At 64.1% G+C, this 26,679-nt stretch carries 24 protein-coding genes; 12 read left to right on the top strand and 12 right to left on the bottom strand.

From position 1 onward, the window contains the following. Window positions 1-2: 2 nt before the first annotated feature. From EOA38_RS03995 to gcvA, 4 genes are all read right to left on the bottom strand, one after another. Entirely contained in the window at window positions 3-1,307 is a 1,305-nt protein-coding gene (locus EOA38_RS03995; protein WP_127298519.1) for an ABC transporter substrate-binding protein, read from the bottom strand. 138 nt (window positions 1,308-1,445) lie between these two features. After that, window positions 1,446-2,822 carry a hypothetical protein gene (locus tag EOA38_RS03990; RefSeq protein ID WP_245480751.1) on the bottom strand — a complete coding sequence of 459 codons (1,377 nt, stop codon included), beginning with the start codon at window positions 2,820-2,822 and terminating at the stop codon, window positions 1,446-1,448. A gap of 180 nt (window positions 2,823-3,002) precedes the next feature. Continuing rightward, entirely contained in the window at window positions 3,003-4,307 is a 1,305-nt protein-coding gene (gene pncB / locus EOA38_RS03985; protein ID WP_127298518.1) for a nicotinate phosphoribosyltransferase, read from the bottom strand. A gap of 177 nt (window positions 4,308-4,484) precedes the next feature. Further along, complete coding sequence (gene gcvA, locus EOA38_RS03980; RefSeq protein WP_127298517.1) at window positions 4,485-5,459, bottom strand: transcriptional regulator GcvA; 975 nt, start codon at window positions 5,457-5,459, stop codon at window positions 4,485-4,487. 217 nt (window positions 5,460-5,676) lie between these two features. On the opposite strand from gcvA, the gene speB reads away from it, so the two are divergent. The 4 genes from speB to EOA38_RS03960 all read left to right on the top strand — a co-directional run bounded on the left by speB (window position 5,677) and on the right by EOA38_RS03960 (window position 9,088). Beyond that, window positions 5,677-6,732: an agmatinase gene (speB, locus tag EOA38_RS03975; RefSeq protein ID WP_127298516.1), complete on the top strand. Its 1,056-nt coding sequence runs from the start codon at window positions 5,677-5,679 to the stop codon at window positions 6,730-6,732. A gap of 157 nt (window positions 6,733-6,889) precedes the next feature. Continuing rightward, a complete protein-coding gene (locus EOA38_RS03970) occupies window positions 6,890-7,690 on the top strand; it encodes a transporter substrate-binding domain-containing protein (protein ID WP_127298515.1) in 801 nt (266 codons plus the stop codon). 88 nt (window positions 7,691-7,778) lie between these two features. Beyond that, window positions 7,779-8,447, top strand: coding sequence for an amino acid ABC transporter permease (locus EOA38_RS03965; RefSeq protein WP_127298514.1), 669 nt, complete (start codon window positions 7,779-7,781; stop codon window positions 8,445-8,447). Further along, window positions 8,444-9,088 (top strand): amino acid ABC transporter permease, encoded by a 645-nt coding sequence (locus EOA38_RS03960; RefSeq protein WP_127298513.1) that lies wholly within the window; start codon window positions 8,444-8,446, stop codon window positions 9,086-9,088. Before EOA38_RS03965 ends, EOA38_RS03960 begins: the two co-directional genes overlap by 4 nt. Before the next feature lie 87 nt (window positions 9,089-9,175). On the opposite strand, the gene EOA38_RS03955 is transcribed toward EOA38_RS03960, so the two are convergent. Beyond that, entirely contained in the window at window positions 9,176-10,339 is a 1,164-nt protein-coding gene (locus EOA38_RS03955) for a DJ-1/PfpI family protein (protein ID WP_210212951.1), read from the bottom strand. Between the two features lie 123 nt (window positions 10,340-10,462). Here EOA38_RS03955 and EOA38_RS03950 point away from each other — a divergent pair, with 123 nt between their 5' ends. Then, complete coding sequence (locus EOA38_RS03950; protein WP_127298512.1) at window positions 10,463-11,005, top strand: cupin domain-containing protein; 543 nt, start codon at window positions 10,463-10,465, stop codon at window positions 11,003-11,005. Between the two features lie 175 nt (window positions 11,006-11,180). Beyond that, window positions 11,181-12,299: an acetylserotonin O-methyltransferase gene (locus EOA38_RS03945; protein ID WP_245480750.1), complete on the top strand. Its 1,119-nt coding sequence runs from the start codon at window positions 11,181-11,183 to the stop codon at window positions 12,297-12,299. A 29-nt stretch (window positions 12,300-12,328) separates the two neighbouring features. On the opposite strand, the gene EOA38_RS03940 is transcribed toward EOA38_RS03945, so the two are convergent. Continuing rightward, complete coding sequence (locus EOA38_RS03940; protein WP_127298511.1) at window positions 12,329-13,732, bottom strand: MATE family efflux transporter; 1,404 nt, start codon at window positions 13,730-13,732, stop codon at window positions 12,329-12,331. A 238-nt stretch (window positions 13,733-13,970) separates the two neighbouring features. On the opposite strand from EOA38_RS03940, the gene EOA38_RS03935 reads away from it, so the two are divergent. From EOA38_RS03935 to ugpC, 6 genes are all read left to right on the top strand, one after another. Next, window positions 13,971-14,888 (top strand): AraC family transcriptional regulator, encoded by a 918-nt coding sequence (locus EOA38_RS03935; RefSeq protein ID WP_127298510.1) that lies wholly within the window; start codon window positions 13,971-13,973, stop codon window positions 14,886-14,888. Window positions 14,889-15,128: 240 nt separating this feature from the next. Next, a complete protein-coding gene (locus EOA38_RS03930) occupies window positions 15,129-16,403 on the top strand; it encodes a sugar ABC transporter substrate-binding protein (RefSeq protein ID WP_127298509.1) in 1,275 nt (424 codons plus the stop codon). Between the two features lie 163 nt (window positions 16,404-16,566). Next, on the top strand, window positions 16,567-17,433 hold the full coding sequence (locus EOA38_RS03925; RefSeq protein ID WP_127298508.1) for a sugar ABC transporter permease: 867 nt from the start codon (window positions 16,567-16,569) through the stop codon (window positions 17,431-17,433). Then, on the top strand, window positions 17,430-18,257 hold the full coding sequence (locus tag EOA38_RS03920) for a carbohydrate ABC transporter permease (protein WP_127298507.1): 828 nt from the start codon (window positions 17,430-17,432) through the stop codon (window positions 18,255-18,257). Before EOA38_RS03925 ends, EOA38_RS03920 begins: the two co-directional genes overlap by 4 nt. A gap of 15 nt (window positions 18,258-18,272) precedes the next feature. Further along, complete coding sequence (locus EOA38_RS03915) at window positions 18,273-19,319, top strand: NAD(P)-dependent alcohol dehydrogenase (RefSeq protein WP_127298506.1); 1,047 nt, start codon at window positions 18,273-18,275, stop codon at window positions 19,317-19,319. 3 nt (window positions 19,320-19,322) lie between these two features. Beyond that, window positions 19,323-20,411 carry a sn-glycerol-3-phosphate ABC transporter ATP-binding protein UgpC gene (gene ugpC / locus EOA38_RS03910; RefSeq protein WP_127298505.1) on the top strand — a complete coding sequence of 363 codons (1,089 nt, stop codon included), beginning with the start codon at window positions 19,323-19,325 and terminating at the stop codon, window positions 20,409-20,411. A gap of 18 nt (window positions 20,412-20,429) precedes the next feature. Here the strand turns inward: ugpC and EOA38_RS03905 are convergent, their stop codons facing one another. The 6 genes from EOA38_RS03905 to EOA38_RS03880 all read right to left on the bottom strand — a co-directional run. Continuing rightward, entirely contained in the window at window positions 20,430-22,016 is a 1,587-nt protein-coding gene (locus EOA38_RS03905; protein WP_127298504.1) for an FGGY-family carbohydrate kinase, read from the bottom strand. Further along, the gene (locus EOA38_RS03900) at window positions 22,013-22,696 is read right to left on the bottom strand and encodes an HAD family hydrolase (RefSeq protein WP_127298503.1); all 684 of its coding nucleotides are present in this window, start codon (window positions 22,694-22,696) and stop codon (window positions 22,013-22,015) included. The genes EOA38_RS03905 and EOA38_RS03900 overlap by 4 nt, the downstream gene beginning before the upstream one ends. Window positions 22,697-22,717: 21 nt before the next feature. Continuing rightward, a complete protein-coding gene (locus tag EOA38_RS03895) occupies window positions 22,718-24,196 on the bottom strand; it encodes a mannitol dehydrogenase family protein (protein WP_127298502.1) in 1,479 nt (492 codons plus the stop codon). Window positions 24,197-24,345: 149 nt separating this feature from the next. After that, entirely contained in the window at window positions 24,346-25,116 is a 771-nt protein-coding gene (locus tag EOA38_RS03890; protein ID WP_127298501.1) for an L-iditol 2-dehydrogenase, read from the bottom strand. Window positions 25,117-25,126: 10 nt separating this feature from the next. After that, window positions 25,127-26,131, bottom strand: coding sequence for an ABC transporter ATP-binding protein (locus EOA38_RS03885; protein ID WP_127298500.1), 1,005 nt, complete (start codon window positions 26,129-26,131; stop codon window positions 25,127-25,129). A gap of 43 nt (window positions 26,132-26,174) precedes the next feature. Continuing rightward, window positions 26,175-26,679, bottom strand: a 505-nt coding sequence (locus tag EOA38_RS03880; RefSeq protein WP_145965920.1) for a carbohydrate ABC transporter permease, incomplete at its 5' end; no start/stop codon positions are given.

Here is a 26,679-nt window from a genome sequence, read left to right as displayed (position 1 = left end):
GCCTAGAGCGCCTGCGCCGTGTAATCCCCTTCCGGCTCGTAGAGACCGTCCTCGATCTTGGTCTTGTGGACGACCTTCAGCTTGCCGCCTTCGACCTTGGAGATGTTCTGGATGCCGAAGCACTGGTGGATCTTGCCGTTGAACGTCTTGGGACCTTGCGGATGCTCCGGGCCTTCGGCGAATTCTTTCAGCGCCTCGGTGGCCTCGACCAGCTTGGCGCGGTCTTCCGGCCCCTTGTAGCCGGCATCCTCCATCGCCTTCTTGACGACGTAGAGCGTTTCCCAGCAGCCGAACATGTGCGAGGCGGTGGAAATGTCCTTCGGGTCGCCGACGGCTGCGCCATTGTCGTCGATGCCGACGGCGGCGCGATAGGCTTTCTGTGCGGCGGAATCGTCAGGCTGCGCATAGCGTGGCGAGCCTTCCCAGAAATGGCTGCCGTCGAGGAATTCGAGGCCGGGGCTGTTGATGTCGACGGCCTCGAGCGAGTCCATGAAGCCGAAGAGCTGCGGCCTTTGCGAGCCGTAGAACTCACCGAGCTCCTTGACGAAGGTGAGCACGGCCGGGCCGACCATGACGTGGTAGATGACTTCGGTCTCGGCCGGGATCTGGGGGAAGTACTTGGTGAAGGACGACTCCGTCGGCGGGATGGCGATCTGAGCGATGACGTCGGCGCCTTGCGCCTTCAGCGCCGGCGGCAGGTAATCGCGATGGTCGTAGCCGAAGGCGAAGTCGGGGAAGATCTGCGTCACCTTCTTGCCGGCGTTCGCCGCAATCCACGGCGCCATCGACTTGATCTGGCTCTTCACGTCGGTGATGCCGGGCTGGAAGACGTAGCGGTTGAGCTTGGTCGAGGCGACGTGATGGCCTTCGCTGACCACGAAATAGGGGATCTTGTTCTCGCCGGCGGCGGGCGCCGAGCCGATCACGACGTGCGAGAACAGCGTGCCGAAGACGATGTCGGTCTTGTGCTGCTTGGCAAACTTGCCGACAACCTCGGCGCCGCGCGCGGGATCGGTGCCGTCATCCTCGATCACCAGCTCGACCTTGCGGCCGTTGATGCCGCCGGCATCGTTGATCGCCTTGACCGCGGCAGCGCTCGTCTTGTCGTACCAGCGACCGTAAGCGGCGCCGATGCCGGTGCGGTGCAACTGAAAGCCGATCCTGATCGGCGCCGAGCTCTGCGCCTGGCTGTAGCGAACGAAGCCTGGGGCCAGCGCAAGGCCGGCACCAGCGGCCATGCCCTTCAGCGCGGTGCGGCGCGTAAGAGTGGTCTTGGAGAGGTCGAAAAATCCGTTCTTGTCAGCCATGTCCGTTCCCCTGTTTTTCAGTCTTGACCAGCGATAAGGCGGCTCGCTCCTCCTTGGTCGGAGGATGCGAAAATTGCATGTGTACAAACTAAATCACCAAAGCCGTGACCTGGCAAGCGAGCTTCCCCGGGGACACTCTCACCCAGCGGTCGGCGTGGCAAGCAGCCACAGGCCGAAGATCGTGTAGGCGATCATCAGAAGCGTCAACGGAAGCTGGCTGAGCGCCGCGCGAGAGGCTTGCGAATGCAGCCGCGCAGCGAGGCCATGCGCGACAAGCACGGCCAGCACATGGCCGCCGATGATGACGCCGGCCTGCAGATTCCACAGCCACCAGGCCGACCCGGCGCCGGCCACGACGCCCGCCTCGACCAACCTGTCTGCGGTGCCGAACAGGTTCCAGCCAAGGCCGAAGGGATCGGAAAAGGCGACCAGCGCGTACTGGCCGTCGACGAGCAGCACCGTCAGGTAATGCGCGATATGATAGGCGAGCGCGATCGGCACGATCGACCACACCAGCAGGCCGGCGGCCTTGCCAAACGAATGCTCGTAACCGGCAAGGCGCTGGCCGAGAAAGACGGCGAGCGCGAACACCGCCGCGAGCAGGACGAAGGTGAGCACGAGGCCGAAGCTGCCGATGCCGATCAGCGCGGTGCGGCCCGGAAATTCCAGCGGATTGACGCCGAACAGGCCGAGCCAGAAGAAGGTCTTCGACAAGCCGTCGAAGGATACCGAAGACAGCGCCAAAAGAAGGAAGGCCGTGCCGCTTGGCGGCAACGGTTCGGCGGCAAGCAGCTTGGCACCCGGCCAGCAGAGGCTGAGCCTGCCCTGCTCGCGCTGGAAGAGCGCGAAGCGGGCGACCATGGAAAAGAAGATGCCGAGGAATTCGCCGCGCCGGCTCCAGTCCTCGTAGCCGAAGGCGAGCATGGCGACAAAGCTGAACAGCCAGTAGAGGCCGGCGGCGAGAGCCAGGCGGGACGGATCGTCGGGCGCCGGATCGATCAGCTCGAACCAGGCGAAGGCGGAGAACAGCGCGAAGGCCGGCCAGAAGCCGAACCATTTGGGCAGGAGCGACCGCTGCGTCTCGTCACTACGCCTGCCTGCCAGACGGCTCACGATGCGCCAAGGCCCATACCACGGGTTGAACCACGACCAGAGGTCGCCGAACACGCCCTGCAACAGCGTGAAGCCGGCCCACAGCAGCGTCCAGATCGCCAGCGGGAGCGGATTGGAGAGGGGATCGCGGCTGCCGGAGATGCCGGCGGCGATGAGAAGCGCAAAGCCGGCAAAGGAAAGCAGGCTGATGATGGTGCGTGAGCCGTCGCCGAAGGTGAACAGGGAGAGGCGCCGACGCCAGAAACTGCCGAGGGCTGCCGGCGGCAGCAGCGCCAGAACGAGGAAGCTGACGGCAACGGCAAAAGCACCGCCGGCGATGTAGTAGCCGGTTGGAAGGAGCAGGACATGGCCGCGATCGGAGGCGTGGGCGAAGGCTGGGGTGGGGACGAGCGGCGTCAGCACCAAGGCGCCGGCGAACGCCCAAAGGGAATTATCTCCAGCGTCGAGATCCTTCGCACCCCCGAATGAACTGCTGATCTCCCCCCTTGCGGGGGAGATGTCCGGCAGGACAGAGGGGGGTGGGCGGGAACTCAAGCTATCCGAGATTCCATTTGCCTGGCGAGGCCCGACTAGGCAGCGTCGTCACACCTTGACCAACTGCCTCACCCGATCCTTCTCGCCAAAAATCCTGAGATACCTTTTGATCTCCTTCTCGTCCCCCGTCGCCTTGGCGGGATTGTCGGAGAGCTTCACCGCGGGTCGGCCATTGGCTTCGCTGACCTTGCAGACCAGCGAGATGGCGTCGAGGCTGTTGGTTTCGGTCGGCGCGCAGCCCTCGAAATCATTGGTCAGGTTGGTGCCCCAGCCGAAGGACATGCGCACCTTGCCCTTGAAGTGACGATAGGTCTCCTCGATGGTCTCGACCTCGAGCCCGTCGGAGAAGATGAGCAGCTTCTGCTTCGGGTCCTTGCCCTTCTCGCGCCACCAGGAGAGGATCTTCTCGCCGCCTTCGATCGGCGGCGCGCTGTCGGGGCGGAAGCCGGTCCAGTCGGCGATCCAGTCCGGCGCGTCGCGCAGGAACGCAGCCGTGCCGAAGGTGTCGGGCAGCACGATCAGGAGATTGCCGCCATAGTAGCGCTGCCAGTCCTGCAGCACCTTGTAGGGCGCCTCCCGCAGCTCCTTCTCGGAATTGGCGAGCGCGGCGAACACCATCGGCAGTTCATGCGCGTTGGTGCCGAGCGCCTCGAGGTCGTTGTCCATCGCCAAAAGCACGTTGGACGTGCCGGTGAAGGCCTCGCCGATGCCTTCCTTCAGCGCCTCGACGCACCAGCGCTGCCAGAGGAAAGAGTGGCGGCGGCGGGTGCCAAAATCGGAAATGCGGATGCCGGGCAAGGCCTTCAGGCGCTCGGTCTTGTCCCACATCTTGGCCTTGGCGCGGGCATAGAGCACGTCGAGCGCGAACGGTCCGAAGGAGCGCATGGCGGCGCGCGAGCGCAACTCGTTGATGATGGCAAGCGCCGGGATCTCCCAGAGCGTCGTGTACATCCAGGGGCCGCTGAAGGAGAGCTCATATTGGCCTTCGCGTTTGGAGAGCTCGTAGCCGGGCAAGCGGAAGTCTTCCAGCCAGGCGAGGAATTCCGGCTCGAATATCTGCTTGCGGCCATAAAAGGTGTTGCCGCCCAGCCAGATCATCTCCTTCTTGGAAAAGCGGAGCGTGCGGGCGTGATCGAGCTGCTCGCGCAATTCGCCTTCATCGATCTCGTCGCCCAGGCGAACCGACGTCGTGCGATTGATCAGCGAGAAAGTGGCGTCGACCTTGGGATACATGCCCCAGATCATCTGCAGCATCAGAAGCTTGTAGAAGTCCGTGTCCAGCAGGCTGCGGACGATCGGGTCGAGCTTCCAGGTGTGGTTATAGACGCGCCGCGCTATATCGGTCTTTGCCATACTTGCTGCCGCCTTCGCTGCTCGCTCTAGATTTGTTCCAGGCAATTCCGGACGGAAAACTGCCCGCGCACTTTTCCTGGAACGGCTTTAGCCACAAGCCTCTTAGCATCGAATTTCCGAAAGTTCTGCCCGGTTTGGGAGCTGGCCCGACAAAAAGCAGCTATGCAAGTCCAGTCATCACGACGCTGCCCTGGCGCCGATCACCTTGAGCGACGGGCGTTTCCTGCGGCTCGGCACACGGCCGGCCACGGGCGCATCGGCCCGGCCCTCGTCCCGCTCCTTCTCGGCGAACAGCCAGTCGATGAAGAGCTGGACGATCGGCGCCGAGCGCATCTCGTTGCGGCAGACGACATAGAAGTCGTCGACCGCCGGCACCGACAGCGTGAAGGGCGCGACGAGCATGCCCCTGGCGAGCAAGGCGCGCGCTGTCACCGAGTCGCCGAGCGCCACGCCGTGGCCATGGACTGCCGCCTCAGTCGCCATGCGCGCGTCGCCGAGATGGTGGCGGCGGCCACGCTCCAGATCGAGCGCGTCGGCGGCGGCCAGCCAGGTGTGCCACTCACGGCCGTCGTCGCCATGCAGGAAGACGTGATCGGCAAGATCGCGGACGCTGCGGATCGGGCGATTGTTGATCAGCGTCGGGCTGACCACCGGAAACAGTTCGAGGCCCGACCATTTGCGTATCCAGCAGTCGCTCCAACTGCCGTCGCCGTAATGCACGCAGACGTCGATATGCGGGGCGCGAATATCCCTGGCGTCGTTGGACGGGATCAGCGTGAGCTGGATGTCCGGATATTGCGCGGTGAAGGAGCCGAGCCGCGGCGTCATCCACAGCAAGAGCAACGCCGGCACGCAGGAGACCGATAATGCCCCGGCGCTCGCCGGCCTCGTCATGCGCTGGGTGGCGGCGGCGATGCCGTCGAAGGCGGCCGAAACCGCCGGCAGGAACTCCGCGCCGTGCGGCGTCAGCTTCACGCGCTGGCCGGTGCGCTCGAAGAGTTTCACGCCGAGCGACTGCTCGAGCGCCTTGATCTGGTGGCTGACGGCGCCGTGGGTGACGTTGAGCTCGCCCGCCGCCTTGGTCAGCGAAGCGTGGCGCGCCGTCGCCTCGAAGGCGCGAAGCGGGTTCAGCGGCGGCAGGCGTTTGGCCACGGACAACTCCCACAAGTTTGTGAGTTTTTCTCACAGCGAAGACCCTAACAATATCAATTGATTTTTCAAAGCGGCTGCCCGACACTTTTGCCCGGAACAGCTTCAAGAGACGTGAAATCCGCAGGGCCAGCCGGCGGGCAACGATCCAGCCGAAAAGGCTGGCTTGGCAATTGTCCGTGCGGGCAGCGCTGCAAGCAGTCACAGAGGAGGACCGGACATGGGTTACGATCGCGGCAAGCTCGAAGCGTTGCGCCGCAAATATGGCGAGAGCCATGGCGGCGAGATGTTCGACCCGAAATTCCGCAAGGTCGCCGACAAGATCTTCAACAAGTCAGGCACGCGGCTGGCGCCCTATTCCGGCATCCCGACCTTCCTCGCAGCGCCCTACCGGCAGGTGGCCGCCGAAAATCCCGATTTCGGCGACCTGCAGGTGGCGATGATCGGCGTGCCGATGGACCTCGGCGTCACCAACCGGCCGGGCGCGCGCTTCGGACCGCGGGCGCTGCGCGCCATCGAGCGCATCGGTCCCTACAACCATGTGCTGGAATGCGCGCCGACGCACGAGCTTCGCGTCGCCGATATCGGCGACACACCGTTCCGCAGCCGCTACCGGCTGGAGATCAGCCACGAGGACATCGAAAAGCGCACCAATCAGATCGTCGACGCCGGCGTGCTGCCGCTTTCGGTCGGCGGCGACCATTCGATCAGCCATCCGATCCTGAAGGCCGTCGGCAAAAAGGCGCCGGTCGGCTTGATCCATATCGACGCCCACTGCGACACCAGCGGCCTGTTCGACATGACCAAGTTCCACCACGGCGGACCGTTCCGCAACGCGGTGCTGGACGGCGTGCTCGATCCCACCCGCACGATCCAGATCGGCATTCGCGGCTCGGCCGAATATCTGTGGGAGTTCACCTATGAATCCGGCATGACCGTCGTGCACGCCGAGGAGGTGACCGGCTTCGGCGTCCCCGCCATCATCGAGAAGGCGCGCAAAATCGTCGGCGACGGCCCGACCTACATTTCCTTCGACGTCGACAGCATCGATCCGGCCTTCGCGCCGGGCACCGGGACACCGGAAGTCGGCGGGCTGACGACGCGCGAGGTACTCGAGCTGCTGCGCGGCCTGAAAGGTCTCAACATCGTCGGCGGCGACGTCGTCGAGGTGGCGCCGCAATATGACTCGACCACCAACACCGCCCATGTCGGCGCGCAGGTGCTGTTCGAGATTCTCAGCCTCATGGTGTTCAGCCCGGCGACCAAGAAGGGCTGACGTCTCTTTATTTTCACGCAATTCCGGACGGAAGCTATGGCGAAGTCTCCAAGCCTAAACCGCGTCTCACTTTTCCTGGAATTGCTCTAACCAACACGGCCGCCGCGCTGGAGCCGGCGGCCGGTTTCAACAACAAGCTTCCAGCAGGGGAACTATAATGACACTTCGCAACGCACTGAAATCCGCCATCGCGGCAGCCATGATGCTCGCCGCCGCCGGCCTCGCCACGCAGGCGAGAGCCGACGCCGTCGACGACATCACCAAGGCCGGCGCGATCAATGTCGGCATCTTCTCGGACTTCCCGCCCTTCTCCTCGGCCAGCGCCGACATGAGCATCAAGGGCTACGACATCGACGTCGCACAGGCGATCGCCGATTCCTTGAAGGTGAAGCTCAACCTCGTCAGCGTCACCGGCCAGAACCGCATCCCGTATCTCACCGACAAGCGCGTCGATATCCTGATGAGCGTCGGCTACTCGAAGGAGCGTGAGCAGGTGATCGACTTCGCCGCCGCCTACGCGCCCTACTACATCGCCGTCATCGGCTCGGCCGAGCTCGCCGTCAAAGGCAAGGACGACCTCGCCGACAAGTCGATCGCCGTCAATCGCGGCACGCTGGAGGATACCTCTCTGACCGAGGCGGCACCTTCTTCGGCCGACATCCGCCGCTTCGACAACTACAATTCCGTCATCCAGGCCTTCATCTCCGGCCAGACCCAACTGATGGTCGTTGGCAACGACGTCGGCGCGCAGGTGCTGGCCAAGCAGGAAGCGCTGAAGCCGGAGCAGAAGTTCCAGTTGCTCACCTCGCCCTCGCATATCGGCCTCAACAAGAACGAGGACCGGCTGAAGAAGGCGGTGAACGACGCCGTCGCCAAGATGCTCGCCGACGGCAAGCTGGACGAGAGCTCGAAGGCCTGGCTGAAGACGCCGCTTAATCCCGACAACCTCAAGGATTGATCTCCCGAGCGGTTCAGCGCCGCAAGAAGAGCTGAACCGCTCCCGCACTTGTTTCCTGCGCTACGCGCTTCCAACAAGGTCAATCGCCATGGGCTACAGCCTCGACTTCGGCTGGCTTGCGGGTGCCGTGGGCGCGATCGCGCGCGGCGCGGCGACGACGGTCCTGCTGATCGTCGTCACCACGCTGGCGGGAACCTTCCTCAGCATCCTGGGCGCCGCCGGCAAAAGAAACGGTCCGAAGCCGCTGCGACTGGCGATCGCCGCCTATGTCGAGGTGATGCGCAACACGCCGTTCCTGGTGCAGTTGTTCTTCATCTTCTTCGGGCTGCCCAGCCTCGGCGTCAGGCTCGATCCGATCCTTGCCGCGATGCTGGCGATGACGCTCAACATGGCGGCCTACACGATCGAAATCGTCGGCGCCGGTCTCGACGCCGTGCCGCGCGGACAGACTGAAGCGGCGCTTGCGCTCGGCCTCAGGCCTCGCCAGGTCTTCATCAAGATCGTGCTGCCGCAGGCGGTCAAGGTGATCTACCCGGCGCTGACCAGCCAGATCGTCATCATGATGCTGGAATCGGCGGTCGTGTCGCAGATCGCGGTGCGCGAACTGACATACGAAGCCGACATGCTGCAGGCGCGCACCTTCCGCGCCTTCGAGACCTATTTCGTCGTGACGTTGGTCTATCTCGGCCTGTCGATGGGACTGCGCCGGCTGCTGGTCAGCGGCGGGCGCCGCGCACTCGGAGCCGGCGTGTCATGATCGAATTCACCTTCTGGGACATAGTGCGCAACCTTCTGCTTGCCGCCCGCTGGACGGTGCTTTTATCGCTGGCCGCCTTCGTCGGCGGCGCGCTGGTCGGGCTCATCGTGCTGTTCTTCCGCATCGCCAAGAACAAATGGATCCGGCGGATCGCCTCCGGCTACATCGCGCTCTTCCAGGGAACACCGCTCCTGATGCAGCTCTTTTTGATGTTCTTCGGCCTGCCGATGCTGGGGCTGCGCATCGAGCCATGGACAGCGGCGATGCTGGGGCTGACCTTCTTCGCCAGCGCCTATCTCGCCGAGATCTGGCGCAGCGGCGTCGACGCGCTGCCGCGCGGCCAGTGGGACGCCGGCGCCAGCCTCGGGCTGCACTATTTGCAGGAATTGAGGCTGATCATCCTGCCGCAGGCCTTCGCCATCACCCGCGCGCCGACCGTCGGCTTCCTGGTGCAGCTCATCAAATCGACGGCGCTGACCTCGATCATTGGCTTCGAGGAACTGGTGAGGACATCCAATGCCATCAACAACGCGACCTTCGAGCCGTTCACCGTCTACGGGCTGGTGGCGCTGATCTTCTTCGTCATGTGCTTCCCGCTGACGCAATATGCACGGCGGCTCGAGCGCGCGGCAGTTCGCTGAGCTACGAGCACATCGCGCTGATGCGGCGGTGATACTCCACGTTGCCTTGCACGATATGAGCAAACCCCGTCAACGGGCCGACAATTGTTACACGCATCCGCGCCGGTTGATCGGAGGATGGGTTGCCCTACAGCGTTTCACGGAAACGCCGAATCGCTCCGCCTCTTTGTTTCTACGCAATTCCTGACGGAAAACCGCTACGCACTTTTCCTGGAATTGCTCTAAGCCGTAGCTACAAGAGTCGGAAACGCGCGCGATATTCGCTTGGAGTGATTGCGGACGATCTGGCATCGCCCTGCGCAGGCTCTGCTCGTCCCCCAGACCAACAAGGCGCGCGATCCCCTTGAGCGGGAGTTTGCCGTCTTCCAGGGCACGTTTGGCAGCTTCCAGTCTCAATTGCTCGACGAACTTGGCGGGCGTCCGACCGGTTTCTTGCACGAACCTGCGCGCGAGCGTCCTTGGCGACATGGAGGCTTTGCACGCAAGTGCGTCCACCGAGAGCTCTTCACGAAGATTGCTCGATATCCACGTGATGAGGTCGGCAATCGATCCATCAGCCCGGGTCTGCGCCTCGAACGCCGTGCTGAACTGCTCCTGATTGCCTGGGCGATTGAGATAGACGACGAGGGTCCGCGCAACGTCCATTGCGACCGGTCGTCCGAGGTCTTCCTCGATCAATGCCAGAGCAAGGTCGATCCCGGCGGTCACGCCGGCAGACGTCCAAAGGTTTCCGTCCTTGATGTAGATCGGCCCGCGCTTGACTTTGGCCGCCGGACGGATTTGAGCCAGCTCGTCCAGCCAACGCCAATGGGTGGTGATTGTCTTGCCATCGGCAAGTCCGGCTTCCGCGAGAGCAAAGGCGCCGGTGCAGGTCGAACAGAGCCGGCGCATGCTCGAAGCCCGCGTGCGCAGCCATTCTAGAAATGCGTCCGAGCCGGCGGGAAGGCGACCGCCGCCGCACCCGACCACGATCAGCGTGTCGATCACCTGACCGTCCAACGCCCCCACCGGTTCCGTCGCTATCGGAAGTCCGCTCCGCGTGGCGACGGGACCGCCCGACTCGGACAGTATGCGCGTTAGATAGGGATCCCGGCCACCCATCGAAGGATGCGCGCGTGCCACCGTGAAGGCTTCGAGCGGGCCGATAAGGTCGAGCGCGACCATATCGCCGATGAGCACAAAGGCGACGCACCTAGGTTCCGGCGGCGCGATAGACCTGCCTTCATCCATTGGCAGAATTTGATGGAACATTGTCATTCCGTCAACTCGCCGGGCGTCTATGTTGGGAACAGCAACGTGCGAAGCCCAGCAGTTGCGAGACCCTCCGGCAAGCGTCCTGCAGTCGCGTTTGTCCAAGTCAAGCGGAGAGAAAAGATGGAATTCAAGCGCATCGTAACGGGACAGGACCGGGACGGACGAGCCCGCTTCCTTTACAATTTTGTCGAGCCCCACCGCGAAGTCTTCATGCACGTGCCCGGTTTGGTGGTGTCGACCCTCTGGGCAACCGAAAACGAGCCTGCCATACCGGGGAAAGTAACGGATCCGGTCCCGTCGATAACCTCCCTCGTTGCGGCGCCGGGCGAGACCCGGTTCATGAAGGTCGTCTTCCCGCCCGACAGCGTTCTGGAAACCATCAATGACTGGGACGCCGCGGGTGCCGAATACGCCAGCAGACTGCCCGGCCTGGCCGAGACCTTCGAACCGGAGCACCCCGGAATGCACACAACGCAAACCATCGACTACATCGTCCTGTTGTCGGGAGAGCTTTGGCTGGAACTGGACGATAACGAGGAACGTCACCTCACGCCCGGCGATGTCGTCGTACAGAACGGCACGCGTCATGCCTGGCGTAACCGGGGAACGGAACCCGCTACGATATTCTCGGTTATGGTCGGGGCTGATCCGGAACGGGCATGAAGCGGAGGTGATTGCATACCAGACAGAGAATTCGCTCCGATCGCCGGCATGCGCCCGATCGAGAAACTCGATGAGAGTGCGATCGATCTCGTGCCGATGTGTGGCCACCGCGCTTTCGGCGCTTTGAGCGCCGCCTTCGGCATCCGGATCATCGTCAACAGCTGAGGAGAGCGCCATGCCCGACCACAAGCACGCCGCTACGCACACGACAACGCATGCCCGCCAGCCGATCTCAGGCGAGACAAGGTTGCGTGCGGCCGATCAACCGATCGTCACCACGCAAGAGCTTCCTTCCGCCGTCCCGCTCATGGCACTTTCGACCGGCTTCTGGGCTTTCAAGACCCTGGCTGCAGCACACGAGCTGGGCCTGTTCAGTCACCTTGCCGGCGGCGCCGGCACAACGGTTGCGGAGCTGGCGGAGGCGACCGGTCTCAATCCGCGCCCGGCCGAGATGCTGTTGACCGGCTGCGCTGCGCTCGGGCTTCTGGAGAAAGCGGACGGCCGTTATCGCAATACGCCCCTAAGCGAAGCCTATCTCGTGCGCGGGAAGCCGTATTACTTCGGTGGCTTCGTGCAGATGGCCGACAAGCGGCTCTATCCGGGCTGGGGCAGACTTGCCGAGGCGCTGCGCACCAACCGGCCAACCACGTGGGACCCGGCAGTGCAATCCTCGATGTTTGACGGCGAGGATCCGACGATGCTGGCACTCTTCTGGGAGGCGATGCATTCGCTCTCCACGATGACCGCGCGCAAGCTCGGCGAAGCCGTGGATCTCGGTCAATTCCGCCGCCTTCTGGATATCGGCGGCGGATCGGGCGCGTACGACATCGAGCTTTGCAAACAGTATGGGACACTGCGTGCGACCGTGTTTGACTTGCCGCATGTGGCCGCGATCGCCGCGGGAAAAATCGCCGAGGCCAGCTTGACCGACCGCATCGAGACCGCCGGCGGCGACTTCTTCGAACAGCTTCCCAGGGATCACGACGTGCATCTCCTGTCGATGATCCTGCACGATTGGGACGAGGCGAAGGACCGCACCCTCCTGCGCCGCTCCTTCGAGGCTTTGCCGAGCGACGGTGCAGTCGTCATCAGCGAGCTTCTCGTCAATGACGAAAAGACCGGGCCGGCGCCGGCTGCGCTGATGAGCCTCAACATGCTGATCGAGACGGAAGGGCGAAACTACACGCCGGCCGAATATTCGGCGTGGCTCGAAGAAGCCGGATTCCGCAACATCGAGACGGTCTGGTTCGACGCACCCGCCGCGAACGGCGCCGTGATCGGTCGCAAACCGTAAGACGCAAAAGGCGCAGGATCGCCGGTCGATCAATGCCCGAAGGAGAGCACCGGCGCGATGCGGTCGCGCCTGAGCCAACGCACCAGCAGCAGCGCCGCCACCACGGCCAGCCCCGACGCCAGGCCGATCCAGATGCCGGCGCCGTGGAGGCCGAAATGGAAGGCGAGCAGCACGCCGAGCGGCAGGCCGACGCCCCAATAGCCGATCGCGGCATAGATCATCGGCACCTTGGTGTCGTGCAGGCCGCGCAGCATGCCGGCGGCCACCGCCTGCGCGCCATCGAAGATCTGGAACAACGCGGCAAAGACCAGGAACGACACGGCAAGCCCGATCACCCTGGCATTGCCCGGATCGGCGAGATCGATGAAGGCGCTGATCAGAAGATGCGGCCACAGGATCATCACCAGCCCCATCAGCGCCATGAAGGAGACGCCGATGACAAAGGCGGTCCAGCCGGCGCGCGAGACGCCTTCCGGATTGCCGGCGCCATGCGCCAGGCCGACCCGCACGGTGACCGCCTGGTTAAGGCCGAGCGGCACCATGAAGGAGATCGAGGCGATCTGGATGGCGATCGCATGCGCTGCCAGCGAATCCGCGTCGATGAGGCCCATCAGCAGTGCCGCCGCGTTGAAGATCGTCACCTCGAAGGCGAGGATGCCGGCGATCGGCAGGCCGAGCCTCAGCAGGCCGCGGAAGCGCGGCCAGTCGGAGCGCCAGAAGCGGCCGAACAGGCGATAGCGACGGAACTTCTTCTCCAGCAGCACCACGGCGGCCAAGCCGGCAAACATCAGCGTGCTCGATAGCGAGGTGGCGAGACCAGATCCGGCAATGCCCATCGCGTGAACGCCGAGATTGCCGAACATGAACACCCAGTTGAAGAAGGCGTTGCAGGCAACCGCCACGAACACGATGATCAACGCCCAGCCCGGCCGCTCCAGCGCCGAGATGAAGGAACGCAGGACGATATAGCCGTAGAAAGGCAGCACCGCCCATTGCAGCCAGTGCAGGTAGATGCCGGCCTGATGCGCGAGCTCCGGCTTCTGGCCCATGGCCAAAAGCACCTCTTCGCCATGCCAGAGGAACAGCCAGATCGGGATCGAGATCAGGATCGCCAGCCACAGGCCCTGGCGCACGGTGCGGCGCAGATCGCGCACCGAATGGCGGCGGCGGCCGAGCTCGGTCGCCATCATCGGCGAGGTCGCCAGCATCAGGCCGAGGCCGAAGATCAGCGGCATGAAATAGAGGTTGGAGCCGAGCGCGCCGGCGGCCAATGTGTCAGGCCCCAGCCGGCCCATCATCATGACGTCGGTCGCGGTCATGGCGGTCTGGCCGAGATTGGTGAGTACCATCGGCCAGGCAAGCGCCAGCGTCGCCCTGATTTCCTGACGCCAAAGATTTTCCGGCGCGCGAGCGCCGGCTTCGATCGCAGACATTTTCCGCTCTTCAGACCACGGCGCGTCGGGATCATGCCCGGAAGCCGCACGCAAACGGCGCAAAATGGCGCCGTTTGCGTCGTCTTGTGAACGAAATGCGACATATTGGCAAGGGAGGAGGAGCGGCCAGTCGTTGATCCAGCATGAAGGCCGAACGGCGGCTGCGTTCACTTGCCCGCAGGGTGCTGCTACGGATGTCCGAAGACACAGAGCCGGCGTGAGATGCCGGGAGGAATGGATGCCGTTCAGACGCAGAAAGAACACGGCCGCGATCCCGCGAACGGTGCCGGCCTTCGAGCATATCGTCACCGAAGCGAGCGAGAGCTTCCTGTGGCGGCTCGACGACTATCCGTGGGAGCGTAACGTCTGGAATTTTCACCCCGAATACGAGATCCATTTGCTCAGGAAATCCTCAGGCGTCGTGCTGGTCGGCGACCATATCGGCGAGTTCGGGCCGGGCTACCTGACGATCGTCGGCGGCGGCCTGCCGCATGACTGGGTGACGGCGGTGCAGCCGGGAGAGTTGATCGAGGGCCGCGATATAGTGCTGCAGTTCGACCCGGAGCGGCTGCGCGGCTCGGCGGGGCTGCTGCCGGAGCTGCGCGAGCTGGAGCCGTTTCTGGAGCGGTCGCTGCGCGGCATGGTCTTCCATGGCCGCACCGCGGTCGACGGGGCGGAGCTGATGGAGCGGATGGGCACCGTGCAAGGGCTCACCCGCTTCCGCTTGTTCCTCGAACTGGTGGATTTGCTGGCCAAGACCGATGAATATGAGCTCTTGTCGTCGCCGGATTTCTCGCCGGTGCTCGACGCCGCCTCGCTGGACATCATCCAGCGCACGCTGACCTATCTCTTCCAGCACTTCGCCGAAGATTTGAAGCTGCCGGAAGTGGCCGCACTTGCCGAAATGAGTGAAAGCACATTCTCTCGCTTCTTTCAGAAGAACACCGGCAACAGCTTCAGCGACCACGTCGCCAAGCTGAGACTCTGGCAAGCCTGCAAGCTTCTTGCCGATACCGATATCCCGATCACCGACATCTGTTTCCAGGTCGGCTACATGAACATCTCCAACTTCAACCGCGCCTTCCTGCGCAAGCACAAGATGACGCCGTCATCCTACCGCAAGCTGTCGCGGCAGCGACTGACACAGCGGGCCTGACCAGCTCGAAATCAGCTACTCCCGACGACACTGATACTCATGTGAAAGACAGACTCTGCCTGTGCCATTTTTTGCGCCGCACAATGCATAAAAGTACAGGTTCGCCGCAACAAGGCTTCTAGCCTCGTCCCATCCAACTCCTCATTTTGGCGACGGGTGGCAGGTCGCCCGGGCGACGGTGAGGGTCGCTTGGCCCGAGGACCTCCGCTTCCCGCGAATGTTCCTGGAGGAGAAAAATCAATGAAATCAAATCGGCTCGCTGCCAGCCTCGGCGCAGCGTTCGTGCTTACCGCTTCCGTATCCACCGCGGCACTGGCGCAGGCGCCGGTCTGCTCGGCACCGGTCAAGGTGCTGGCGCAGCCGCGCGACGGGCTGACGCTTCTGGAGGACTCGAAGGACGAGTTCCAGAAGCTCTCCGGCGCTTCCTTCCAGATCGACTACCTCAACGAGAACGACCGGCGGGCCAAGTCGCGCGCCGACGCCTCCACGGTCGGCAATTACAACGTCTACTATGTCGACGAGGCCAATGTCGCGCTGTTCGCCTCGTCCGGCTGGATCGCGCCGCTGGCCGATTATTATCCGGCCGAGTACGACTTCGCCGACTTCGATCCGGGCCGGCAGAAAGTAGCCACCTATGACGGCAAGATCTGGTTCGCGCCGCTGACCGGCGGCGGCGACCTGATGGTCTACCGCAAGGATGTGCTGGAGGCCGCCGGCGTCCAGCCGCCGAAGACTCTCGACGAGCTGATCGCCGACGTGGCGAAACTGAACGATCCCGACAAGGGCGTTTACGGCATCGCGCTGCGCGGCGCGCGCGGCTCGGGCGCCAATGTCTGGCGCTGGATGCCTTTCTTCAAAGCCTATGGCGGCAAATGGTTCGACGGCGGCAAGCCGGCTTTCAATTCGGACGCGGCAGTGAAGGCGACCGAAACCTACCTCAACCTGTTCAAGGACTCGGCCCCCGGCACGCAGACCGGCAGCTGGGATGAATCGACCGGCGCCTTCCTCTCCGGCCAGGTCGCCATCCTCGTCGAATCGACGCCGCTGTCGGGCATGGCGGTCGATCCGAAGACCTCGCAGGTGGTCGGCAAGGTCGGCTTCCTGCCGCCGCCCTCGCCGCTGCCCGGCGGCGGCTACGGACATGGGCTCGCCATCGGCACCAAGGCCAATGCGGACGAAGCGTCGAAGAAGTGCGCCGGCCTGTTCATCGCCTGGGCGACCTCGAAGGAGAACGAGAAGCGCAGGCTCGACGCGCATCAGTTCGGCGAGCTCAACCGCACCAGCATCCTCTCCAGCAAGGAATTCGCCGACATCTATGGCGCCGATCTCGGACAGGCGCTGGCCGACACCGGCAAGGTCACGGCGGTGAACTTCTGGCAGGATCCGCGCTGGCCCGATCTCGGCGACCGCTGGGGCATCATCCTCGAGGAGCTGGTCACCGGCACCCGCACCGACATCAAGGGTGGCCTCAACGAGCTCGAGACCTACGCCAACGAGCTGGTGAAGAAGAAGTAATCCTCCCGCCCGCGGCGCGCGGTCGCCGGCATTCGTCGGAATGCCGGGACCCGTGCGCCGCGGGTCCCGCCAGCGATCCGATCATTTTGTTTGAACGCAATTCCTGACGGAAAACCGCGTCACACTTTTCCTGGAATTGCTCCGATATTCCCGAGGATAGGCAATGCGCCGACGCTCTTCCCTGCCCGTCACCTTTCTCGTTCCGACGCTCGCCATCCTGCTCGTGCTGTCTATGGTGCCGACGCTCTATGCCATCGTCATTGCCCTGCAGAACCGCGAATTGAGCGCGCCGGGTTATTCCTGGGTCTGGTTCTCGAACTTCGCCGATCTCTTCCTCGACCGCCGCTTCCTCAACGCCGTCTGGGTGTCGGTGAAATGGGAGGTCGTCACCGTCGTGGCAACGATGGCGGTGGCGATCGGGCTCGGCGTGCTCATGTTCGAGGTCGCCTCGCCGCGCCTGCGCAATGTCTACTGTCTGCTGTTCATCATTCCGGTGCTGCTGCCGCGCGTCTCGGCGGCCTTCGTCTGGAAGCTCGCCTACCACCCGCTCTACGGCATCGCCACCTATCCCTACCGGCTGATCACCGGTGGGCTGATCTTCGACCCGCTGTCCAAGGCCTCGACGGCGCTGTTCGCCGTCGCCTCGGTCGATGTCTGGCAGTGGGGTCTGTTCTTCGCCGTCATCGCGCTGAAGCTGCTCGAGACCTTGCCGCCGCAGCCGATCGAAGCGGCGCGGCTCGACCATGCGAAGCGCTGGCAGATCCATGCCTATGTGACCTTGCCGATGCTCAAGGCGCCGCTGATCAGCCTGATGTTCGTCAAGATGATCGAGTCGCTGCGCTCCTTCGACCTCATCTATGTGATGACGCGCGGCGGCCCGGGCGTGGCGACCGAAACGCTCGACATGTATGCCTTCTCGCAGGGCTTTATCGAGTCCGGCAAGGTCTCCTACGCCTCGGCCATGGCGGTTCTGATGATGATCGCGACCGTTATCACCTTCACCTTCCTGTGGAAGCGGGTGCAGTCATGAGACCATATCCGACAAGACTGGGCCGCCTGATCGCCAAGGCCATACTGGCGCTGGCCGGTTTCCTGGCGGTGTTCCCGCTTGTCTGGACGGCGCTCAATGCGCTGAAGAACAATGTCGACATCATCACGCGCGTGCCGCGCCTGGTGTTCACGCCGACGCTTGCCAACATCTCCTACATCCTCGGCCGCGACAGCGTGCTGACCGGGCTCTACAACTCGGTCGTCGCCTGCGGCTCCGCCGTGCTGATCGGCGTCGCGCTTGGCCTGCCGGCGGCCTATGCGGTGGCGCGCTATCCCAATCGCTTCGCCGGCGACATCCAGTTCTTCGTGCTGTCGCTGCGCTTCCTGCCGCCGGTGGCGGTCGCGATACCGCTGATGGTGATATGGCTTCAAGTCGGTCTCTACGACACCTTGCCGGCGCTCATCGTGACCTACTCGCTGCTCACCATCTCGGTGATCATGTGGCTGGCGATTCCCGCCTTCCAGGGCGTGCCGAAGGAGGTCGAGGAGGCGGCCTTCGTCGATGGCTACGGCGCCTACTCCGTGTTCTGGCGGATTGCGCTTCCTGTCGCAGCACGCTCGCTCGCGGGCGCTATCGCCTTCAGCTTCGTGCTGGTCTGGAACGAGTTCCTGATCGCGCTGATGCTGTCGAGCTCCAACGCCAAGACCCTGCCGATCGTGGCCTCGGAGCTCTCGCAGCAAGGCATGAACGTGCCGTGGGGGATCCTGAACGCCTCGGTCGTGCTTCTGTCGCTGCCGCCGCTGCTGTTCCTCGGCGTGCTGAGCGGCTTTCTGAATTCCGTTTTCCGGCAAAAAAAGACTTGATGCGAGGATTGGCCGATGCAGGCACTGGTACTTGAGAAAAAAGGCGAACTGTCGCTGCGCGAGATCGGGCTGCCGCTCGATATGGGTCCGGACGACGTCAGGATCGCCATCCATACGGTCGGCGTCTGCGGCAGCGACGTGCATTATTATACGCATGGCGCGATCGGCAGCTATATCGTGCGCCAGCCGATGGTGCTCGGCCATGAGGCGTCAGGCACGATCGTCGAAATCGGCGCCAATGTCACCAGCCTGAAGGTCGGCGACCGCGTCTGCATGGAGCCCGGCGTGCCGAACCTGTCGTCGCGTGCGACGAAGCTCGGCATCTACAATGTCGATCCGGATGTCCGCTTCTGGGCGACGCCGCCCGTGCATGGCGTGCTGGCGCCCCAAGCCGTTCATCCGGCCGCCTTCACCTACAAGCTGCCGGACAATGTCTCCTTTGCCGAAGGCGCCATGGTCGAGCCGTTCGCCATCGGCATGCAGGCGGCAACGCGCGCCCGGATCGTTCCCGGCGACGTCGCCGTCGTCGTCGGCTGCGGACCGATCGGCATCATGATCGCGCTGGCTGCCCTGGCCGGCGGCTGCTCGAAAGTGCTGATCTCCGACTTCTCCGCGCCCAAGCTCAAGATCGCCGCCCAGTATCCGGGCATCGTGCCGGTCAATATCGGCGAGCAGTCGCTGGTCGAAGCCGTCGCGGCCGCGACCGACAAGTGGGGCGCCGACATCGTCTTCGAGGCGAGCGGCAGCCCGAAGGCCTTCGCCAATCTGTTCGGTGTCGTGCGCCCCGGTGGCGCGGTGGTGCTGGTCGGACTGCCGGTCGAACCGGTCAGCCTCGACGTGCCGGCGGCGATCTCGAAGGAAGTGCGTATCGAGACGGTGTTCCGCTACGCCAACATCTTCGATCGCGCGCTGCAGCTGATTGCCTCGGGCAAGGTCGACCTCAAGCCGCTGATCACCGGCACTTACGATTTCATGGACAGCATCAAGGCGTTCGAGCGGGCGGCACAGGGCAACCCGCAAGACGTCAAGCTGCAAATCCTGCTCACCGGCGAGAAGGGCTGACCCATGTCCGCGATCACCTGCTCCCATGTCGACAAGGCCTATGGCGCCACGACCGTCATCCGCGACCTCAACCTTGCGATCGAGGAACACGAGTTCGTCGTGTTCCTGGGCCCGTCCGGCTGCGGCAAGTCGACCTTGCTCCGGATGCTCGCGGGGCTGGAGGACATCAGCGGCGGCGAGGTGTCGATCGGCGGCAAGGTGGTGAACGACCTCGAACCCGGCGACCGCGGCATCGCCATGGTGTTCCAGAACTACGCGCTCTATCCGCATATGACGATCTTCGACAACATCGCTTTCGGGCTGAGGCGGCAGAAGGTGCCGGCAGCCCAGATCAAGAAGCGGGTCGAGGCGGTTTCGAAGACGCTTGGGCTCGAGCCCTATCTCGGCCGCAAGCCGACCGAGCTTTCCGGCGGCCAGCAGCAGCGCGTGGCGATCGCACGCGCCATGATCAAGACGCCGAAAGTGTTCCTGTTCGACGAGCCGCTGTCCAACCTCGACGCCAAGCTGCGCAACCATATGCGCGTCGAGATCGCCAGGCTGCACCAGTCGCTTAAGACCACGACCGTCTATGTCACCCATGACCAGCTCGAAGCGATGACGCTTGCCGACCGCATCGTGCTGCTCAAGGACGGCGTGATCGAGCAGATCGGATCGCCGGCGGAAATCTATCGCCGGCCGAGCAACATGTTCGTGGCCGGTTTCATCGGCACGCCGAACATGAATTTTGTCGAGGTGACGGTCGGCCGAGAAAGGAGCGGGTGGACCCTGAATGGTGCCGGAACCGTTCTGGTCGTCAGCGGCTCGGATTTTCATCTGCAACACGGCGATCGGGCGGTGCTCGGCATCCGGCCCCCGGACCTGAAGACGGCGAATGCCGATGCGGGCAGCAACCTGCTGCTAGGCACGGCCGATCTCATCGAATTCCACGGCAATGACGCGCTGGTGACGTTCGGCTCCGGCGGCAAGGAGATCAGCGCGCTGGTTCCGGCCCGCGAATGCCCGGAGCTGCGCGCGGCGGTGCGCTACACATTCGACGAGGAAAGCATCCATCTGTTCGACGCGGCGACAGGCCTGTCGCTGCGCAAGCAGTAAACCCTACCGGCCTTCGGCTTACTCTATCGCATCGAGCGCCTGCCGTTGGCGGTGCATCTCGAGGAAGACCCGGTAGTCGCGGTCGAAGCGGGCGCCGGCGGCCGGGTTGGAGGGCCGCGTCTTGCCGCCCTGCTGCATGGCCATGCAGGCGGCGTTCAGGTCGGGGTAAAGCCCGGCGGCCGTCGCCGCCACCATGCCGGTGCCGAGCAGCACCGCCTCGTCGGCCAAAGGCTCGATGACCGTGCAGCCGGTGGCGTCGGCATAGAGCTCCATCAAAAGCGGGTTCTTGGTATGGCCGCCGGTGACGTGCAGCGTGTCGATCAGGTAGCCGTTCTCGTTCAGCGCCTCCAGCACATGGCGCACCCCAAGCGCGATGCCGACGGCGGTGCGCCAGTAGAGCTTGCACAGGCTGTCGAAGGAGGAATCGAGCGTCAGGCCGCTGACGACGCCGACCGCGTGCGGGTCGGCAAGCGGCGATCGGTTGCCGTGGAAATCCGGCAGCACATGCAGCCTCGCCGCCAGCGCATCGCCTTCAGTGGCGCGCAGCTCGGCGACGCGCCTGGCGATCCTCGCATGCATCGCCGCATCGGGCTCGCCGCCGGCGCCGTGCCAGCGGATGATATGGTCGAGCAGCGCGCCCGTGGCCGATTGGCCGCCCTCCGACAGCCACAGCCTCGGCAACGCCGCGCCATAATACGGACCCCAGACGCCGGCGAAGGGCTGCGGATCCCGCGACATCGCCATGACGCAGGATGAGGTGCCGGCGATCAGCGCCAGATGCCGGCTGATGTCGGTCTCGTCGCCGGCGAAGCCGCCGAGCACACCCAGCGCGCCGGCATAGGCGTCGATGACGCCTGCGCCGACGCGGCATTTCTCGGTCAGGCCCAGATCGGCAGCCGCTTGCGTCGTCAGCGGGCCGATATCGGCGCCGACCGGGCTCGCCTTTTCCGGAAGGTTGCCGTGCTCGAAAAGATCGCCGAGACCGACGAGCTCGAAGAAATCGCGCCGCCAGCCCGTCTTCTCATGGGCGAGGTAAGTCCATTTGGCGGTCAGCGTGCATTGCGAGCGGGCGAGCGAGCCGCTCGCCTTCCAGGTCAGGAAATCGGCTAGGTCGAATAGGTAGCCGGCTTCGTTCCAGGTGCCGGGCAGGTTGCGCTTCAGCCACATCAGCTTCGGCGTTTCCATTTCCGGCGACATCACGCCGCCGATATAGTCGAGCACGGCGTGGCCGCTTCGCGTGCATTCGTCGGCTTCGGCGATGGCGCGGTGATCGAGCCAGACGATGGTGTCCCAGCGCTTCTCGCCGGTGACCGAGACGCTGAGCTGGCCGCCCTGCCTGTCGCGCACCACAAGCGAGCAGGTGGCGTCGAAGGAAATGCCGACGATATCCGATGCGGCGACGCCGGCTTTTTCGCGCGCGGCGCGCACGGCGGCACAGACGGCCGACCAGATATCCTGCGAATCATGCTCGGCATGATCGGGCTTCGGCTGATGCATGGCGATCGGCCGTTCGGCGCGGCCGAGCAGATTGCCGTGCGAGTCGAGAATGCCCGCGCGAGCGCTCCCGGTGCCGACATCGACCGCGCAAACGAAACTCGTCGTCAAGATGCTTTTACTCTCGCTCCCAGGCCTGCAATCAGATCGGGCAATTGCAGCATGTCAGCGAATATAAAGTCCGGTTCGGTCGACGCAAGCCGCGCCTTCAAGGCGGGATTGTCCGCATGCGAGCCACCGGTGAAGGCGAAGACGCGCATGCCCGCCGCCCGCGCCGCCGCGATGCCGGCCGGGCTGTCCTCGACGACCAGGCATTTGCGCGGTTTTGTCCGCATCGTGGCGGCGGCATGGAGGAAGAGGTCCGGCGCCGGCTTGCCACGCTTCACCATGGCGGCGCTGAACAGATGCGGCTCCATCATGCCCAGCAGCCCGGTGACGTCGAGGGCGTAGCGGATGCGCTCCAGCGTGCCGGAAGAGGCAACGCAAAAGGGCAGGCCAAGCCTTGGCAGTATCTCCTTGATGCCGGGGATCGGCCGCAATTCCTCGCGGAACTTGCGCATCAGGTCGGCGCGCATGGCGGTGAGATGCTGGTCGCTGATTTCGAGCCCGAAATCGCGGCCGAGAATCTCGCGCACGCTCTTCATGCTCTTGCCAAGAAAGTGCTCGTAGGCGGCGTCCTCGGTGACCGCGCCGCCGGCGAGCTCGATCATGCCGAGCAACGCCGAAACCGAGAGCGCCTCGCTGTCGACCAGCACGCCGTCACAGTCGAAGATGACCAGTTCGGGCGTCATCCAATCGGCTTCCAGGTGCCTTCAGAGCTTGCCGGCGAGATAGCGCGTCAAGGTTTCGCGCGCGCCGTTGGCCCAGAGCACGTCGAGCGCATGGGCAAAGGCGTCGGCGAAGACGGGCGAGCGGCCGACATCGCCATAGATGTCGTCCATGGCAAGCCAGGCGCCGGGCTCGGTTTTTGCCGCCTTTGCGGTCGCCTCCATCCGGTCCCAGCTCGGATCGTTGGGCTCGATGACGGCGCCGCTGTCCGTGGTGCCGAAGCAGTAGCGGCACCAGAGCGCCGATTCCAGCGCCAGCCCGGCGACGCTTTTCCCCGCCTTCAGCCGGTCGGCAATGGTCGGGATGATGAATTTCGGCTGCCGGTTGGAGCCGTCGAGGCAAAGCCGGCGGATGGTGTCGCCGATCTTCGGATTGGAGAAGCGGCGTTCGATGAGCTGGTAGTAATCTTCCAGCACCGTGTCCGGCACCGGCGGCACGGTCGGGATGATCTCGTCGCGCTCCAGCTTGGCGAGGAAGCCGCGCACCAGCGGCTCCTGCATCGCCTCGTGGACGAAATGGATGTCCATCAGGCCTGCCGGATAGGCGATGGTGGCATGGCCGCCGTTGAGGATGCGGATCTTCATCAGCTCGTAAGGCGAGACATCCTTGACGAACTGCACGCCGGCCTTTTCCAGCGGCGGTCGGCCGGCGGTGAAACGATCTTCCAGCACCCATTGCTTGAACGGCTCGCAGAACACCGGCCAGTTGTCCTCCAGCCCGAAATCGCTGGCCAGGATGCCGCGCTCGCGGTCGGTGGTGGCGGGCGTGATGCGGTCGACCATGCCGTTCGGGAAAGCGACATTGTCCCTTACCCAGTCGGCTAGATCCTCGTCGATCAGCCGGGCAAGGCCGATGACGCCGTCGGAGGTGACGTGGCCGTTGTGAGGAATGTTGTCGCAGGACATGACGGTGAAGGGCACGATGCCATCGGCGCGGCGGCGCACCAGACCGGCCAGGATGATGCCGAAGACGGTCTTCGGCGCGGCACCCGGCTGCGCGTCGGCAACGATGTCGGGATGGGCCGGATTGAACTTGCCCGAGGCCGGGTCGATGAAATAGCCGCCTTCGGTGATGGTCAGCGAGACGATCCTGATCGCCGGGTCGGCGAGCTGCTCGATGATCGCCTTCGCGTCGCCGGGCATCAGGAAATCGATCATCGCGCCGGTGACGCGGGCGCTCATATGGCCCTGGTCCTGCTCGACCACCGTGGTCAGCCAATCCTGCTCCTGAAGCCTGGCGCGGCCGGCCTTCTCGCCCTCGAAGACGCCGGCGCCGATCAGCGCCCAGTCATGGCCGAGCCCGGAATTGAACAGGTCGTCGAGATAGACGGCCTGGTGCGAGCGATGGAAGTTGCCCACGCCGAAATGCACGATGCCGGCTTTCAGAGAGGAGCGGTCGTATTTCGGGCCGGAAACCTTCGAAGGAAGCTTTGCGAGATTCGAGGAAGAGAGTTTCACGGTCATCTTACTTTACCCTTCGGCCGATATGCAGCCCAACAATTCGCCTGAGCGGTGAGGGACGGCGCCGGTTGTTCCGTGCTGCCCCTCACCTGCCCCGTGACGCATCCTCCCCGGAGGAAGGGAGAAGCGCCTTCCCCCTCAACTCATCCACTTCAACTCATCCATTGGCCGCCATCGACGTTGTAGGTCTGGGCGACAATGTATTCAGCCTCGTCGCTGGCGAGGAAAACCGCCATTCCGGTCAGATCTTCGGCCCGGCCCATGCGGCCATAGGGAACGCTTTCGCCGACCAGGCGCTTCTTCTCGCCCTTCGGCCGGTTCTCATATTTGGCGAACAACGCATCGACGTGGTCCCAGTGCTCACCGTCGACGACGCCGGGCGCGATGGCGTTGACGTTGATGCGGTGCTTGATGAGGTCGAGCCCGGCCGACTGGGTGAGCGAAATCACGGCTGCCTTGGTGGCGCAGTAGACCGCGACCAGCGGCTCGCCGCGACGCCCGGCCTGGCTCGCCATGTTGATGATCCTGCCGCCCTTGCCGCGCGCGATCATCGAGCGGGCTGCGGCCTGCAGCATGAACAGCGTGCCGCCGACATTGACGGAGAAGAGCTTATCGTAGCTCGCCCGGCTGATCTCGACGATGGGCGCGAGGTCGAAGAGCGCGGCGTTGTTGATCAGGATGTCGACGCCGCCCGCCTTCCCCTCGACCGCCTTCACCGCAGCCTCGATCGAGGACTGATCGGTGACATCGAGCTTGACCGCATGGGCTGCCGCCCCGATCGCCTTCGCGGTGGCCTCCGCCGCTTCGAGGTTTATGTCGGCAATCGCCACCGTGGCACCTTCGCGCGCATAGGCCTCGGCGAAGGCCCTGCCGATGCCGCGCGCCGATCCGGTGATCAGCGCCGATTTGCCTTTCAGCCTCACTGCCCCGTCCTCACTGGGCCAGCGCCTTGCCGTCGGCGCCGAAGCGGTGGAGCTTGGTCTTGTCGGGCGTCAGATAGACGGTGTCGCCATGCTTCACGGCGACCTCGCCGTCGGCACGCACGTTAATCGTGCCGATGCCATCCGTCTGGACATGCAGGAAGGTGTCGGAGCCGAGATGCTCGGCAACACCGACCGTCGCCTTCCAGTCGCCAGCCGTGGTCGAGATGTTGATGTGCTCGGGCCGGATGCCGATGGTCTTGGCGCCGTATTTGTCCGCCGGCGCGCCTTCGATGAGGTTCATCTTGGGCGAGCCGATGAAGCCGGCGACGAAGAGGTTCTTCGGCGTGCGATAGAGCTCCATGGGCGAGCCGACCTGCTCGATGTTGCCGGCGTTGAGCACGACGATCTTGTCGGCCATGGTCATGGCCTCGACCTGGTCGTGGGTGACGTAGATCATCGTCGTCTTGAGCTGATGATGCAGCTCGCTGATCTCCAGCCGCATGGTGCCGCGAAGGGCGGCGTCGAGGTTGGACAGCGGCTCGTCGAACAGGAAGGCCGACGGCTGGCGCACGATGGCGCGGCCGATGGCGACGCGCTGGCGCTGGCCGCCGGAGAGCTGACCAGGGCGGCGCTCGAGATAGTTGGTGAGGTTCAGCACTCTAGCTGCGTCCTTCACCTTCTTGTCGATGGTCGCCTGGTCCTCGCCCGCCATCTTCAGCGGGAAGGCGATGTTCTTGGCGACCGTCATGTGCGGGTAGAGCGCATAGGACTGGAAGACCATGGCAAGCTTGCGCTTGGCCGGCGCCTCTTGGGTCACGTCGCGGCCATCGATGGTGATGATGCCGCCGCTCACGTCCTCCAGCCCGGCGATCAGCCTGAGCAGCGTGGACTTGCCGCAACCTGACGGGCCGACGAACACGACGAACTCGCCGTCCTCGATATTGAGGTCGATGTTCGGAATGATCGTCGTCGACCCGAAGGACTTGGAGACGTTCTTGAGCGTGATGTTTCCCATGGTTTCCTCCCGGGGATTTCGTCGTCCGCCGCTTGCGGCGCTCTTACTTCACGGCGCCAAATGTCAGGCCGCGCACCAGCTGCTTCTGGCTGAACCAGCCCATGATCAGGATCGGCGCGATCGCCAGTGTCGAGGCCGCCGAGAGCTTGGCCCAGAACAGGCCTTGCGGGCTGGAGAAGGAGCTGATGAAGGCGGTAAGGGGTGCTGCGTCCGTGGTGGTCAGACGGATCGTCCAGAATGCCTCGTTCCAGGCCAGGATGATGTTGAGCAGCATGGTCGAGGCGATGCCCGGAACCGCCATCGGCGTCAGCACATAGATGATCTCGTTCCACAGCGAGGCGCCGTCCATGCGCGCCGCTTCGAGGATCTCGCCCGGAATCTCGCGGAAGTAGGTATAGAGCATCCAGATCACGATCGGCAGGTTGATCAGCATCAGCATGACGGTGAGGCCGATGCGGCTATCGAGCAGGCCGCCGTCGCGGTGCTGTTCCCGATCTACCTGATCTTCCGCGACGGCCGGCATCATCTTGGTGGAAAGCATCCACATC

The organism is Mesorhizobium sp. M1E.F.Ca.ET.041.01.1.1, assembly GCF_003997355.1.
Classification (GTDB): Bacteria; Pseudomonadota; Alphaproteobacteria; order Rhizobiales; family Rhizobiaceae; genus Mesorhizobium.
The sequence above is the reverse complement of the archived record's forward strand: the minus strand, read 5'-3'. Positions and strand labels throughout refer to the sequence as shown.

Excerpts from the sequence above, each read along its gene's own strand:
- EOA38_RS03960 (WP_127298513.1), top strand. The coding sequence starts at position 8,444 with ATGATCGAATTCACCTTCTGGGACATAGTGCGCAACCTTCTGCTTGCC.
- EOA38_RS03900 (WP_127298503.1), bottom strand. The coding sequence starts at position 22,696 with ATGACGCCCGAACTGGTCATCTTCGACTGTGACGGCGTGCTGGTCGAC.
- EOA38_RS03885 (WP_127298500.1), bottom strand. The coding sequence starts at position 26,131 with ATGGGAAACATCACGCTCAAGAACGTCTCCAAGTCCTTCGGGTCGACG.
- EOA38_RS03970 (WP_127298515.1), top strand. The coding sequence starts at position 6,890 with ATGACACTTCGCAACGCACTGAAATCCGCCATCGCGGCAGCCATGATG.
- EOA38_RS03925 (WP_127298508.1), top strand. The coding sequence starts at position 16,567 with ATGCGCCGACGCTCTTCCCTGCCCGTCACCTTTCTCGTTCCGACGCTC.
- EOA38_RS03895 (WP_127298502.1), bottom strand. The coding sequence starts at position 24,196 with ATGACCGTGAAACTCTCTTCCTCGAATCTCGCAAAGCTTCCTTCGAAG.
- EOA38_RS03945 (WP_245480750.1), top strand. The coding sequence starts at position 11,181 with ATGCCCGACCACAAGCACGCCGCTACGCACACGACAACGCATGCCCGC.
- pncB (WP_127298518.1), bottom strand. The coding sequence starts at position 4,307 with ATGGCAAAGACCGATATAGCGCGGCGCGTCTATAACCACACCTGGAAG.
- speB (WP_127298516.1), top strand. The coding sequence starts at position 5,677 with ATGGGTTACGATCGCGGCAAGCTCGAAGCGTTGCGCCGCAAATATGGC.
- EOA38_RS03920 (WP_127298507.1), top strand. The coding sequence starts at position 17,430 with ATGAGACCATATCCGACAAGACTGGGCCGCCTGATCGCCAAGGCCATA.
- EOA38_RS03965 (WP_127298514.1), top strand. The coding sequence starts at position 7,779 with ATGGGCTACAGCCTCGACTTCGGCTGGCTTGCGGGTGCCGTGGGCGCG.
- EOA38_RS03950 (WP_127298512.1), top strand. The coding sequence starts at position 10,463 with ATGGAATTCAAGCGCATCGTAACGGGACAGGACCGGGACGGACGAGCC.
- EOA38_RS03935 (WP_127298510.1), top strand. The coding sequence starts at position 13,971 with ATGCCGTTCAGACGCAGAAAGAACACGGCCGCGATCCCGCGAACGGTG.
- EOA38_RS03930 (WP_127298509.1), top strand. The coding sequence starts at position 15,129 with ATGAAATCAAATCGGCTCGCTGCCAGCCTCGGCGCAGCGTTCGTGCTT.
- EOA38_RS03915 (WP_127298506.1), top strand. The coding sequence starts at position 18,273 with ATGCAGGCACTGGTACTTGAGAAAAAAGGCGAACTGTCGCTGCGCGAG.
- ugpC (WP_127298505.1), top strand. The coding sequence starts at position 19,323 with ATGTCCGCGATCACCTGCTCCCATGTCGACAAGGCCTATGGCGCCACG.
- EOA38_RS03995 (WP_127298519.1), bottom strand. The coding sequence starts at position 1,307 with ATGGCTGACAAGAACGGATTTTTCGACCTCTCCAAGACCACTCTTACG.
- EOA38_RS03940 (WP_127298511.1), bottom strand. The coding sequence starts at position 13,732 with ATGTCTGCGATCGAAGCCGGCGCTCGCGCGCCGGAAAATCTTTGGCGT.
- EOA38_RS03955 (WP_210212951.1), bottom strand. The coding sequence starts at position 10,339 with ATGTTCCATCAAATTCTGCCAATGGATGAAGGCAGGTCTATCGCGCCG.